8 protein-coding genes are annotated in these 15,103 nt (G+C 38.1%); all 8 read left to right on the top strand.

The window, feature by feature from the left end; translation table 11 throughout:
- Positions 1-9: 9 nt before the first annotated feature.
- Positions 10-1,878 (top strand): RagB/SusD family nutrient uptake outer membrane protein, encoded by a 1,869-nt coding sequence (locus FNN09_RS13820; RefSeq protein ID WP_143302964.1) that lies wholly within the window; start codon positions 10-12, stop codon positions 1,876-1,878.
- A gap of 14 nt (positions 1,879-1,892) precedes the next feature.
- Positions 1,893-4,886: a SusC/RagA family TonB-linked outer membrane protein gene (locus FNN09_RS13815; protein WP_143302963.1), complete on the top strand. Its 2,994-nt coding sequence runs from the start codon at positions 1,893-1,895 to the stop codon at positions 4,884-4,886.
- 11 nt (positions 4,887-4,897) lie between these two features.
- Positions 4,898-6,658 (top strand): RagB/SusD family nutrient uptake outer membrane protein, encoded by a 1,761-nt coding sequence (locus FNN09_RS13810; RefSeq protein WP_143302962.1) that lies wholly within the window; start codon positions 4,898-4,900, stop codon positions 6,656-6,658.
- A gap of 73 nt (positions 6,659-6,731) precedes the next feature.
- Complete coding sequence (locus FNN09_RS13805) at positions 6,732-8,060, top strand: LamG domain-containing protein (RefSeq protein ID WP_185969009.1); 1,329 nt, start codon at positions 6,732-6,734, stop codon at positions 8,058-8,060.
- A gap of 265 nt (positions 8,061-8,325) precedes the next feature.
- Complete coding sequence (locus FNN09_RS13800) at positions 8,326-10,023, top strand: discoidin domain-containing protein (protein WP_143302960.1); 1,698 nt, start codon at positions 8,326-8,328, stop codon at positions 10,021-10,023.
- A 435-nt stretch (positions 10,024-10,458) separates the two neighbouring features.
- The gene (locus tag FNN09_RS13795; protein WP_143302959.1) at positions 10,459-12,783 is read left to right on the top strand and encodes a sulfatase-like hydrolase/transferase; all 2,325 of its coding nucleotides are present in this window, start codon (positions 10,459-10,461) and stop codon (positions 12,781-12,783) included.
- 221 nt (positions 12,784-13,004) lie between these two features.
- Positions 13,005-14,465, top strand: a complete 1,461-nt coding sequence (locus tag FNN09_RS13790; RefSeq protein WP_221932504.1) for a sulfatase — start codon at positions 13,005-13,007, stop codon at positions 14,463-14,465.
- 9 nt (positions 14,466-14,474) lie between these two features.
- Positions 14,475-15,103, top strand: a 629-nt coding sequence (locus FNN09_RS13785) for a sulfatase-like hydrolase/transferase (protein ID WP_143302958.1), incomplete at its 3' end; no start/stop codon positions are given.

The raw sequence follows: 15,103 nt of genomic DNA, 5'->3' as shown, positions 1-15,103 counted from the left end.
TTGTTTGAAATGAGAAAGATAAAATTTTATATAAGTAGTGTAATTGTAGTGTTAGGTCTCTTGAACTTAAACACTGGTTGCAATGATTTTTTCCAGGAGCCCATTGAGGCTAACATTAATCAGGATACCATTTTTAACAGCATGATCAACGCTGAGAAATTGTTAAATTCGGCTTATGATCAGGTGCCTTATTTATGGCCAACGAATGCCTTTTCCAATAGCACGCGCAATCTAAGTCGTATCAAAGGTAATATTACGGCAACCATTTGTGATGAGGGTGTAACCGGTTCGGTATGGAATGGAGCGAGAGTTTTTTACTATGGAGATGCCCAATTATCGGCTGATAATGTAGGTAAGGATGCTCCTAATATTGGTAAAGACCCGGCCGTACGTTATCAGGAACATATTTTTGAAGAGCCTTACAAATTATTTAATCGAGCCTTTACGTATATTGAGGGGGTTTCTAACACGCGTGGAGCTTCAAGTGAATTTGTAAAAACAACCAGGGCTCAGGCACAAATGCTTAACGCCATTGGTTATTTTGAGATGATTAAACGATATGGCAGTGTGCCCTGGGTGGGAAAAGCTCTGACCCCAAATGATAACCCATCTGAAGAGCGTCCGCCTTTAGCAGATATCATACAGCGAGTAGATGACATGATTATGGAGGCTCTGCCTAACTTACCAGAGAGTTATAACGATGCTAATCAGGGACGAGTAACACGTGCCAGTGCCTACTTTTTGCGTTCGCGCTTGTGGTTGTGGGCTGCTAGCCCCTTGTTTAATGCTGATGCGCCTTATATGCAAATGGACAATCCTGCAAATAATAATTTGATCTGGATGGGAGGATACGATGCTTCGCTTTGGCAAAAAGCTGCCGATGTAACACGTGAGGCCATACAGTATTGTGAAGGAGCAGGGTACACACTAGTCAATACAGGTCAACCTATAGAGGACTATACCTTGGCCACGCGTGAGGTTTTTGGAAATACGGAAGCCATTCTTTTTTCGAGAAGAGTTGCTAATTTTAACAATAGTAAAAGTGCGAGTGGATGGTATGGTCGCTTTTTACCTCCTCGAGATGGGGCCAACAATAACGGTGCAGGTTGGAACAATCCCACTCAAAACATCATCTCGATGTATGAGACCATTGATGGAGCTCCTATTAATTACAGAGCCGAAAACCCTTGGGCAACTATGGAGCCTCGATTTCAGGCATCAATTGTACACGATAAAGCGGATTTTGGTGGCTTAACCATTAATGCTAATATTTACAATAGTATGGATGCCCCAGCTGTTTCTCCAAAATCTAATAATTTGCTAGTTAACGGATGGATTACGGGTTTCTATATGCGTAAGTTTATGCACGAGGATCTACAAACAGCTAACACAAACTTAAGATACGATGCACCGTATATTTACATGCGCTTGCCAGAGCTATATCTTAATTATGCTGAAGCCTTAAACGAAGCAGATCCTGGTAATGGTGATATTGTTACGAATCTTAATAAAATTCGAATCAGAGCCGGTGTAACACCACTTGCTGCAGCATCACAAGATGTTATGCGAGAAATGATTCGTAAAGAACGTGCCATTGAGATGATTTTCGAAGATCAGCGTTTCTTTGATGTTAAACGCTGGAAAATAGCAGCTGAAACCATTGGTGCTACTAAGTTTGGTGTGCATCGTATAAATGAAGATGATGTAGCGAATGGTGTAGTAGATGAAAGTGGAGTGCCCTATGAGTTTGGAGACTATATGATTAAGGAGTGTCCAACTACCGTACAACGTATCTGGAAAGATAAATTATATCTGATGCCTTTTCCTCGTTATGAAATCAATAAAGGCAAAGGTCTTGTTCAAAATCCTGGTTATTAAAAGAGCAATCGATTATGAAAATATATAAATATACAAGGATTTATATCCTGCTACTGTTATTCATCGCATCTGGTGTTAATGCCTTTGCTCAAGAGGTATCCGGATCAATAAAGAGTAGTAAAAATAAGGTGCTGACCGGTTACCTGATTAAGAACCCTAAAAACGGTGACGAAGCAATTTCTGGTAAGCTAGGTGAGTTTATTATTAATGCTTCTACCGATGATTTACTGGAGGTATACTTTGAAGGGCAAAAAGTAAACGAACTACTTGTTAAAGGCGAAGGTGCTGTTTATAGCTTGCACGATAACCCTTTTGTCAAAACGGTTGATGGAGCCTACGGTAAGGTTAACCGTTTGGCCAGTTCATCAGCTATGGATGTTTTAACTGCTGATAAAATAGAAGCGACTAGCTTTACGAATACTGAGCATGCCACTATTGGTCAATTGGCCGGATTAACCACTTTAATGAGTGGGGGAGAACCTGGTAGTAATGGTTTGTCAATGTATGTTCGTGGTTTGAGCTCTTTCAGAGATGCAGCTCCATTAATCTTGGTAGATGGTTTTCCGAGTAATTTCTCTCATTTAAATAATTATGAAATTGAGAGTATTACTGTATTGAAAGATGCTGTGGCGACGGCTATGTATGGTTTACGTGCTGCCAATGGTGTTATTTTGGTGACAACTAAGCGTGGTTACGATGGCAAAACGTCTATTAAGGTAAATGCCGACTTTGGTACTTTAATGCCAACAACGCTGCCTGAATACGTTGATGCTTATAATTACTCAAACATGGTAAATGAGGCTCATGATAATGATGGTTTAGCCCCTCGTTATTCAAACGACGAGCTTGAAGGCTACCGCCTAGATAACGATCCTTATAATTATCCGAATGTGGATTGGCAGGAAGAGATGTTGAAGAGTGCTACAGATTATATGAATACCAGTCTTGAATTTAGAGGGGGATCAGATCGCGTTAAGTATTACTCTCTCATTGGTTACATGCATGCAGATGGGTTGTTTAAGCATACCGAAGAGAATCAGCAGTATAGCACAGCCAATAACTTTAATCGTATAAATTTCCGAACCAATGCGGACATTTATTTAACATCGAAATTTGATTTAAACTTAGGTATCGGAGGTCGACTTGAAAATAGGAACGATCCAGAAGTTGGTACTGCCAGTTTGTTCAGCAATATTATGAGCTCACCAGCTAATCGTTATGTATTGTACAACGAAAATGGTAGCTATGGTGGCTCTAACCAGTATCGCGCTAACCCGATGGCACAGATTGCTGGAAAAGGCTACACTGATTCACATACCCGTTTTGTAAACTTTAACCTTCGTTTAAATTATGATTTAGATGTTATTGCTGATGGTTTAACGGCTAGTGTAGAAGGATCTTACATTAATGCTTTTACGGGAAATGAGCGTTTTACAGCATCTTATGAAGTGTATGATCGTCAATTGACCCAGCAAGAGGATGGATCATTGGGAGTAAGTTATATACCTTTTGGGCAAGAGAAGACTATAACTTCTTTAGCGCGCACGGTATCACAATACAGAACAGAAACTTACCGTGCTTATTTGAACTATGATCGTGCATTTGGAGATCATGCAATTAATGCTATGTTATTATATGACTATAGTTCATATGTTCAACAAAATAATGCTGAGCCATTTAACTTCCAAGGTCTATCATTACGTGCTAATTATGGTTATAAAAGCACCTATTTTATTGATATTGTAGGGGCTTACAATGGTAATAATTCTTATAATCCGGATAATCAATATGGCTTTTTCCCAGCGATAGGGGCTTCATGGGTTATGAGTAATGAAGCTTTCTTAAGCGATATGGAATGGTTGAGTTATCTTAAGATGCGCAGTAGTTATGGTATTACAGGAAGTAGCTTATTAGATGGTTATGGGCGTTTTTCTCATGTTTCGGACTATTCTAGTGATGGTTCATACCGTTTTGCTAGAACAGGTGGCAATGTGACAGGTTTAAGTGAATCTACTGGTGTGAATGATAAGTTGGAGTGGTCAAAAAATCATCAGTTCAATATTGGATTTGATGCTGTTTTATTCCAAAAAGTGAATCTTTCATTTGACTATTTTAATCAAACAAATACCGATATATTGCAATCTATCAACCCTGTGGTGACAGATATGGTTGGTTTTGCTGTGCCCCAAGTTAATTACGGTGAGGTTAAGAACGCTGGCTTTGAATCAAGTCTCTCTTACGCAGAAACTTTAGCTACGGGTTGGTCGTGGTATGTGGAAGGAAATATTGGTTTTGCTCAAAATGAAATCACTAAATTTTACCAGCTAGAAAATGACCCTACACCAATGGTGGGGCAATCTATCACTGCTATTTATGGTTATATTGCCGATGGGTTTTACCAGGATGCTTCTGACATTGCATCTTCGCCGGTGAATACTTTGGATCGGGTGCAAGCGGGCGATGTTAAATATTTAAACATTACACCCGGGGATAATATGATTGATGAGTATGATCGTACTGTCATTGGAAATAGTTTTCCTCAGATGCACTATGGTATGAACCTTGGTCTTGAGTATAAAGGAATATACATATCCGCATCTCTTGATGGTAGTCAGCGTGATCTAATGATGAACGGACATGATATCTATCGTCCATTAGGTTCAGGATATGGGAATGTATCAGAATATGCGGCAGCTAACTATTGGACACCCGAAAGAAGCAACAGTGCATCATTACCTCGTTTAACTGTACAGGATAATTACAACAATTATGTGGCCAGTACAATGTATATGCAAAATGGTAATTATTTGCGATTACGTACTGCTGAATTGGGATATAAATTTAATAGCTCTGTTTTAAGTCGTATTAAAATGTCCAGTGCCAAGTTGTATATACGTGGACACAATCTAGCCGTGCTACATAATATTGATGGGGATATTGATCCTGAAGTACGCTCAGGTCATCCTTTATTAAAATCATTTAATATAGGTCTAAACGTACAATTTTAAAGGGTAAGAAAATGAGGAATTTTAATAATTTTATAATAATATGTATCTGTTGTGTGGTCGCTTTAAGTAGCTACTCTTGTTCTGATAATATGGAATATGATGTAGATAAGGCTTACACAGATGAACTGGTATGGACAGAGTATTCTCTTGTTAAACGCTACTTAGCATCAATTTATAGCAAGACACCAGGTACTTTTGCTTCTGTTGAAGGGGCGTTCTTAGCGGCATCAACAGATGATGCCGAACATGCGAACTTGAGTAGTGATATAGAACGATTTAATTCTGGCGCATTAAGTGCTTTTAATCATCCGAACAGTTCTTGGTCGGTTAATTATAAGGGAATTCGTTTAGCTAATTCGTTTATTGCCAATTCGGATACACTTACTTTTTACAAAGATAGGTGGAATGACTCTTATGATGCTAATATGGAGGATTTAACTTGGTGGAGAGGCGAAGCACGTTTCTTAAAAGCCTATTTCTACTTTGAGTTAATTAAACGCTATGGTGGTGTGCCAATTGTTGACGAGTGGGTTGATGAATATACACCTGCAGATCCTACAAAAAAGTCATTTCATGAAGTGGTTGAATATATTGCAGCCACTTGTGACGAAGCATTAGTGTATTTACGTGATAATGCTGGTGTGGCTAATTCAGACATGGGTCATGCAACTAAAGGCGCAGCCTTAGCATTAAAAGTACGCACCTTTTTATATGCGGCGAGTGCTTTAAACAACCCAGATGGTAGTTATAACCGTTTCTTAGACAGTTGTGCTGTGAATGCATCGCGCCTGTTTAACATGGGGTATAGTGTTGATGGAGTAGATTATACCAGTTTATTTACGCCAGGTTCTGGTTTGCACTTAGAAAATACCGATGTTATTTTTGATAGGAAGCTAGCTTCTGCTAATAGTCTGGAGAAAAATAATTATCCTATTGGTTTCGAGGCTGGCAAAGGCTTAACGAATCCAACGCAAGAACTAGTGGATGCTTTTGAAATGGCTGATGGTAGTGTTTTTGACTGGAACAATGTAGAGCACGCTGCTAATCCTTATGCAAATCGCGATCCACGTTTCTATGAAACAATTATTTACAACGGTACACAAATGGATGTGGGTAATGCCAATTTTGCCCGCAAAGTTGAAGTTTTTAAAGATGGTTTAGATGCCCCAGTTCAGGAGTTTAGCATGGGGACACGCACTGGTTATTATCTAAAAAAATACATTCATACCGATTTAGATTTTATTGCAGGTAATATAAAGCAACATAACTGGTTCTTGTTCCGTTATGCCGAGGTGTTACTGAATTATGCTGAGGCTATGAATGAGCTTTACAACGATCCGGATGTGGATCCTGAGGGTTATGGTATGACTGCTCGTGATGCTGTAAATCAAGTTCGTGCGCGTGCTGGTATGCCCGATGTGGTTGCTGCTGATGCCAATGAGTTCAGAACAAAGTTACGCAACGAGCGTCGTGTAGAATTAGCATTTGAGAACCACCGTCACTGGGATGTGCGCCGTTGGAATATAGGCGAGCAGGTGTTTAATCAACCAATTCATGGCGTGGATATTGAGCGTAGTTTGATTCCTCGTGACGAAGATAATGATGGAGCGCAAGATGAAGATGCTGACGGTAATCTACTGTGGGACGAATCTTTTAGCTATTCACTAAAGCAAGTGGAAGAACGAGTGTTCGATAACTATATGAACAGGTATCCAATTCCACGGGGCGAAGTATTTGGAAGTTTTGAACTGGAGCAAAATCCAGGATGGTAAACAAGTAAGTTCCGATTTATTGCGGATTGAATGAAGATCCGCGATGAAAGAAACGCTATTTAAAATTAAAAGTATGAGAAAAATAAGTTTAAACATAGGCCTCTTGATAATGGGTTTAGTTGTTCTGTTTTCATGTACAGAATACCAAATTCCTGAAGAGGTTTTGATAGATGGCGATAGAGCCAATGTAGTGGACAATGCTGTGACTGTTAAAGGACCCAATAGCATCGAAATTCAATATGCTTTATCAACAACAGAAGAAGTTGATTATATCGAATGTACCAGCGATTTAGGTACACATAATATTTCAGTTAACTCAACTACTAAACGTTATGAGTTTTTGGATCCTGCCTTAGAATATACTTTTTATTTGTCAACTGTGTACACCAACGGTGTTAAATCGGAGGCCATTATGCTTAGTTCTACCGCTGGAGAGTTTGTGCCGAACGTAGTTACTAACTTAGAGGCTGTGGTAATCGATAATAAACACATTGAAATTAAATATACATTATCTGATAGAGAAGGAGTTGATTACATTGAGTGTAAAAGTGATTTAGGCACAACTAACATCTCAAACGATCAGACAGGTATTCTTTATCAGGATATTGAGCTATCAGGCCTTTACAACTTTAAATTAACAACTGTGTATCTAAATGGTGATCGTTCAGATTACCGTAGTATTAATGCTCGTGTCGAGGTGCCAATTGTGAAGCAAATATTGCCTGTATTGCATTATAATTTTGAGAATAGCTTAATCAATGATGGGACTGTTGGTATTGCAGGTAATTTGAGTGTTGCTTCCGGAGGTACAGCAACTTATATAAGTCATGGTTCGGGCTCTGCTTATGAAGGAACTATTAATCCGGCAAACCATTTGACAAGTACTTGGGGTGGTATTACTGGTAATTCAGAACGTACGATTACAGCTTGGGTTAAAATTTCTAATAACACGTCTATCGTAAGACCAATAGTAGGTTTTGGTTCCAGACCAAAGGGTACAGAAGCAAATGGTAAAAGATATAATCTGGTAATTTCTAAAACAAATCAATTAACGATTTCTATACAAGGAGTTGGAAGTACGTTTACCGACCCTCTAATACCTGGTGTATGGACATTTGTAGCCGTTACACATGATGGAACAGATTATTTGTCAGGTTCTGTTTTATATGTTGGTAATAGCAATAGTCTTGTAGGTGAAAGAGGCACAGATGAAACCATTGTCATTAACACTGTTAATAATTCAAATCCTGAAAATACACTAATCGGGGGACAATGGAAAGGTGGTGATTTATTCCATGGCACATTTATCAATGATGGAGGCATAGATGACGTGCGTGTTTATGATTTTGCATTGACCGAGCAGCAATTATTAGAAGTAATGCAAAGTACTGCGGGGCAATAGACATATTTTTATTGAACTTAGCTAGTAACGATGATACAGCCAGAAGTGAATATTATTTTAGAAATAAAAGTAATCATTCTTCATAACAATTGCGGTTATGGTATGGTTGGTTGAAACCAGCAATGTGTGTTCATATGGAAGTTAATGCCATATGAACACAGTTGGTTTTGGCTTTTTAAATCTCACCGAAGATTAATGAAAACTATTACGTATTAGGTGACACTTGTTGCTTATATATTTATAAGATTGAAAGACTTTTAAAAAAATGAAAAGAATATATTCCTTTGTTAATCAAAGACTAAAATTGAACAGTAAGCCCATACATTTACTATCTGTTTTTGGTTTGGTATTAATTGTTATTTTGAATTCATGTTCGGAAGATGCGAATTTAGATATTGAAAATGAACCTCCTCCTCCAGTGAAGGAAGATGATGTTTGGTCAATTAGCCCGCAAGACCAACAAGCTTTAAATGTTGTTTATTTCAAACCACAAGATTACCCTGTTAATGATGAAATACTAGGTGATATATCTGACATGTTTTCATTTATACAAGTCTGGTACGCCAAACAAATGGAAATGCAGGGTTTTGGTTCAAAAACATTTGGTTTATTAACTAATCAATATGGAACAGTTAAAGTACATGTGTTTGATGCACCTGAAACAAGTGAGTTTTACAAGGCCCTTAAAATGTCTGATATTAACAAAATAGTAAAGGGTTATTTTGATGCGAACCAAGGTATGGAGCTTAGTGAGCATACTATAATATTAGGTCTTGGAGGTAGTGGCGTAGGTTTTGCTGGTTTGGGTAAATGGTGTCAGGCTACAACACCCGACAATTTTGAGGTAGTTCCGAGTGGGGAGGTGTTAGATGGCTTAGATCTGTTGTATAATGAAAAATTAGGTGGGATAATGCATGAATTAGGGCATGGATTAAATTTGCCACACGTAAAGAATAAAGCTTCCGATAAGCCGATGTCTAACTTAATGGGCAATGGAAATCAAACCTTTAAAAATAATCCACAAAATGTATACTTAACAAAAAGTAGTTGTGCCATCTTAAATGTCAATTCAGTTTTTAACAAAACTGATAATGGTATCATTTACTATGGAGATCAACCTGCGGTGCAGAAAAATGAAATAAATATTGATAAAGATTTAGCCAATAATAGCATTCTGTTTGATGCCTCCTTTATAGCGGATACCAAAGTTACTAATGTATATATTGGATTCGACTTTGTTAATGAAAGTGCTTCACCTCCAAACGATAATTACGACGAAATTACTTATACGGTAATACCTACACTTTCTGAGCATGGAGTGTATAATGTTGAATTTGTAGTTCCATACGAAGATTTGTTTAATGGATATCAGACTATAAATAAAGATGAATGTGAAATAAGTTTAAACGTAATATTTGAAAATGGTATTAAAAAAGTGATTGCCAAGCATTCTTATACCACTGATATTGCTTCGATGATTCCAAATGATGATATCATTTATAATTATAATGCGAATTATTATAATTTATCAGACCGTTCTGCCTGGACAGCTCAATGTAATTCACACTCCAATGACGAAGAAAAAGCCCATTTATTACTAGATGGATTTTTCGGAAGCTACTGGCATTCTAATTGGCCTTATAATATTGCGGAACATGGCCCTCATGAAATTACAGTGAATATGGGCACGGTTATGGAGATGAACGGTGTTTATTTATTTAGCAATAAAGATGGTAAGCAATTTAGACCCAAGCATATTATCATTCAAACAAGCAATGATAATGTTACCTGGACTGAGCAGGGTAATTATCAGACCGAGTCCTTAGCCGCTGCTAAAGAGCTAAGTCTTTCATTTGCCAATAGTGTGTCGGCTCAATACTTTAAAATTATAGTTGACCAGATATGGACTGATGCACTCACTGGTGCCGAAAACCTTACTGTGTGTGAAGTTGATGTCTTTTAGTAGATATTTGATGAAGTATATACAATGAACCAACTTATTTAAACAAATATGTTGATTGAATATAAGATAATCTGTTTGTTCAAGCAAGACCCAATGTGTTGAACGTGCTATTAATAGAAACTTAAAAATTAAATATTATGAAAAAAAATTACATGTTTAAAAGTAATGTTGTTGGTAGTGGTTACCGTATCACTACTTGATGTTAATGCACAAGATCCTGTTTTACATTATATCTTTGATAATAATTTGGATGCATAGATTTTTGGGCAGATCTATGCATTCAGATATTAGGTAGAATACAAGGTATTTACAGTTGCTTCTTTGAAATTAACCATTTGCTAAGCTAAATACGCACTATTGAGATGCGATAGGCCTGATAAGTCGATAAAAGTGTTAGAAAAGAATTTTTTAAGATTAATTCCAAAAAAAACAAGTATGAAAATAAAGATTTCGATCTTATTGGTGTGCTTTAACATCGGTATGGTGCTACAGGCTCAATGGTTTAAAAAGGCACATCTAAATACTAATAATGAACCAAATATCATTTACATCTATCTCGATGACCTAGGTTACGGAGATCTTGGAAACTTTTGGCAGAATCAGCAAACAGGTGCTAAAAAAATGCTAAGCCCACAAATGGATTTGTTAGCCAATGAAGGGGCTATGTTAACACATCACTACACTGCTGCACCAGTATGTGCACCGGCCCGTTCATCGCTTTTAGAAGGGCTGCATCAAGGGCATGCCAGTATACGCGACAACCAATTTGATATGCCATTAAGCAATGGTTTAAATGTGGCTCAGGTGCTTTCAAAAGCCGGATATAAAACCATGCATATTGGTAAATCAGGACTGGCAGGGAAGCGTAATTTAAGTATAGATCCTTATCCCGATCCAGCGAGCTTAGAAGCTCACCCTATGAAAAGAGGCTTTGATCAATTCTTTGGCTTTTTATACCATAACCAAGGGCACCTTCATTACCCTGAACCTACGAATACTAAAAAGTATTGCTATTTTACCGATGGTTATAACATGTTGATGGACAATACTGAACTTTGTTATACCACCGACGCTTTTGCTGCAAAATCTAAACAATGGATAAGCGAGCATCGCTCAAACAATCCTGAGCAACCTTTCTTTTTATACTTGGCATACGATGTGCCACACTCAGCTTTACAAGTGCCTACGCAGGCTTATCCAGCTGGTGGCGGATTAAACGGAGGGCTTCAATGGACCAATGCCAACTCGCCTACTCCCTATGTAAATACCGCCTCTGGAACCAAGGATTCATTCATTCATCCTGATTATGCTTCAAAAAATTGGACGGTAAATGAAAAGAAACATGCCACTATGATTCGACGGGTTGATAATGCCGTGGCTGATTTATTACAACTATTAAAAGACTTAAACATCGATGAGCAAACAATGATTGTCTTCTCATCAGATAATGGACCACATAGCTCCGGTGGACAAAAAGCTCAATCTTTTCAGTCCTATGGTAATTTTAACGGTATTAAGCGCGATATGTGGGAAGGTGGTATAAGGGTGCCAACCATTTGTTACTACCCTGGTGTTATCCCTGCAGGAATTGAAGTTGATTTTCCATCGGGACAGTGGGACTGGTTAGCTACTTTTTGTGAACTGGCAAATACAACTGTTCCAGCCTATACCGATGGCGTTTCTTTGATGCCATCCTTAAAACAGGAAAATGACAAGCAAGTTGATAAAGGGTATACCTATCACGAATACACGGCAGCCGGTGCAACACCTAAATATTCAGATTTTGAACTATCGAAACGAGGAAGGAAACGAGGACAGATGCAGGTGATAAGAATGGGAGACTACAAAGGTGTGCGTTACAACGTACAAAATCATAGCACCCCTTTTGAAATATATAATGTAGTTGAAGATGAACGTGAGGAAAATGACCTTGCCTCTAGTATGCCTGTGCTGCAGCAACAAATGCTAGATAAAGTGTTGCAGGTACGAAAAGCAGAAGTTGTTAATCGACCATACGATAAAGAATTAATTCCAGCAGTAGAGCTAGAAAATGTTAAAAGGGGCCTTCTCAAATCTACTTACAGTGGAAAGTACGCTTGGGTGCCTAACTTTGAGTATTTATCTCCTATCGAAAGTGTTATTTGCGAAAGTCTGGAAGATATAAATAGTGATGAACAGGATTCAGAAGTAGGTTATTATTGCAATGCTTATGTAAATGTGCCTCGGGATGGTACCTATACCTTTTATCTCAATTCAGCTTCCAATTGTCATATTATGCTGCATGATATACACTTGTTAGATAATGATTTTCATTTCTCAGAGAATGAAATATCAAGCGTTGTTAACTTAAAAGCAGGATATCACCCTGTTCGAATTTTTTATCAGCAAAATGAGCTCAAAACTCCGTTAATTGAACTGTTTATGAGCGGGCCAGAGATGACTAAAAATCCAATTTCTTTTTTTTTTGAAAAACTGACCTCTAGTAATCCGATGTCAGAAGCTTCGAAAATGATAAATCTTTATCCATTGCCTGCTGGTGATATGCTAAATATTAGCCTAAATAATAGTTTTTCAGGGAGGTATGAAGTAATTGTTTATGATATTACAGGGCATATAGTCTATAGTGATGATAGAGCCGAATTAGCAGGAAGTAAGGAGCTTAGCATCTCGGTTAAGCCCCTTAAATCTGGAGTTTATGTATGCAAAATAATAGCACATACTAAAGGAGAGATATTTGAGAAACAGTTTATTAAGGCTTAAATTGTTAATGATGGTTACTTGCTATCCTTTCCTTTAAATGGATTATTATGAAAGGTTATACCATTTGTATTTCATAATGCGCCAATATAATGCCATAACATCATCAACGTGCCTTTAAAAATGGAATGCACTAAAGGCGTATTTTGATGAGTAAACGGTATTAAAAGTCTGTCTGGCAGAAAGAGTAATATAATATTCAATATTTTTAAAAAAAAATAAAGATGATACAAGCAAAGAGTTGTATTCAAAGTTTATCACTTACGTTTATTTGTCTTATGCTGTTTTCGTGCAGTAATAAAGCCAAAATATATAGTGCTGAAATAAAAAATGCTGAAAATAATACAGAAGAGATTCGACCAAATATACTCCTTATTAATATTGATGATATGGGATGGCGTGATGTCGGTTTTATGGGCTCTGAGTATTACGAAACCCCCAACCTGGATGCCTTAGCTGCAGAAGGTATGATCTTCACCAATGCCTATGCCTCAGCTTCGAATTGTGCGCCAAGCCGTGCCAATATGATGAGCGGACAATGGCCGCAGCGTCATGGAATTTATACGGTATCTCCTTCAGCCAGAGGGAAGAGCTCCACTCGTAAATTAGTTCCTACAAAAAACAATGATTATATTCCTGTAGACAATATTCTCATACCCGAAGTTTTAAAGGAAGCAGGATATGTTACCTGTCATGCAGGGAAATGGCACTTGAACGATGATCCGACCACAAAAGGTTTTGATGTAAATATTGGAGGCAACCATTCCGGTAATCCCGGCAGCTACTATCCTCCATATAAACGGGTACCTTCATTAACGGCGCCAAGCGATGATTATTACCTTACTAACCTTATAATGGATAAAACACTGGATTTTCTTAACTCCGTTAAAGACCAAGCGTTTTTCCTTTACTATTCACCCTATGCGGTACATGCCCCTATTCAACCTTATAAAGAGCTACTGGCTAAATACGAAAACAAGCCTGAATGGAATGGGCAGAATAATGCCAAATATGCTACCATGGTTGAGAATCTGGATACACAAATTGGAAGAATGATTGCCAGGCTGAAGGAATCCGGACAACTTGAAAATACCTTTATCCTGTTTATTTCCGACAATGGAGGACACTACAAATTCACCAAACAATGGCCTTTGCGTTCAGGTAAAGGGGCGTATTACGAAGGTGGAATACGAGAACCTATGTTTGCGTATTGGAAGGGTAATATTCCGGCAGGTACTAAGTCTGAAACACCAATAAGCAATCTGGATTTTTACCCAACCATACTTGAAGTTGCAGGTGTATCAAAACCAGTTGGTAAAGTGTTGGATGGCCAATCAATTCTACCGTTACTGACTAATCAATCAGAAATGGATAGCCGGCCGCTTTATTGGCATTTTCCAATTTACCTCGCGGCATATGTGAAAAACGATACCACTACTTTCGACCCTTTATTCCGCACCCGTCCTGGCTCTGCCATTCGTTATGGAGATTGGAAGCTCATTCAGTATTTTGAGAATAACGACATTGAATTGTATAATCTGAAAGAAGATTTGAGTGAGCAAAACAACCTGGCTCAATCCAATCCGGAAAAAGCAGATGAATTATTAGGCATGCTCGAAAAGTGGCGTGAAGAAACAAATGCGCCCGTGCCAACAGAATTGAATCCGAAATATCAATCTAATTAATTTACTATAATGAAGACTATATCATTTATAAAGCCGATGTCTTTGATGCTACTATTACTCTCTTTGTTGAGTGCATGCAATGTTAAGAAAGTGCGAGAGAATAGTAAACCAAATGTCATCTATATCCTGGCAGATGATCTGGGTTATGCCGACCTGAGTTGCTACGGGCAAACCAAATTTACAACACCTAATATAGATAAATTGGCTGCCAAAGGAATCAAATTTACACAGCACTATTCTGGTAGTACCGTATGTGCCCCTTCACGCTCTGCCCTAATGACTGGGCAGCACACCGGGCATACTTATATCAGGGGTAATAAGGGACATAGTAACGAAGGCCAGCATCCTTTGAGAACTGAAGATTTTACCATTGCTGAATTGTTCAAACAAAACGGTTATGCTACTGGTGCTTTTGGGAAATGGGGGCTTGGTTATCCTAATTCATCGGGAGACCCTATTGCAAAGGGATTTGATGAGTTTTATGGCTATAACTGTCAGCGTAATGCACATAGTTATTATCCATGGCATTTGTACAACAATAATGAAAAAGAAATCCTTGACAATAATGCCGGTGATAAAAAAGGGACTTATGCTCCAATCCCTATTCACGAGAAAGCGATGGCCTTTATAGAAAAACA

It is taken from the genome of Carboxylicivirga sp. M1479, from assembly GCF_007097485.1.
Taxonomy (GTDB): domain Bacteria; phylum Bacteroidota; class Bacteroidia; order Bacteroidales; family Marinilabiliaceae; genus Carboxylicivirga.
This window is presented reverse-complemented; position numbering and strand designations above follow the sequence as displayed.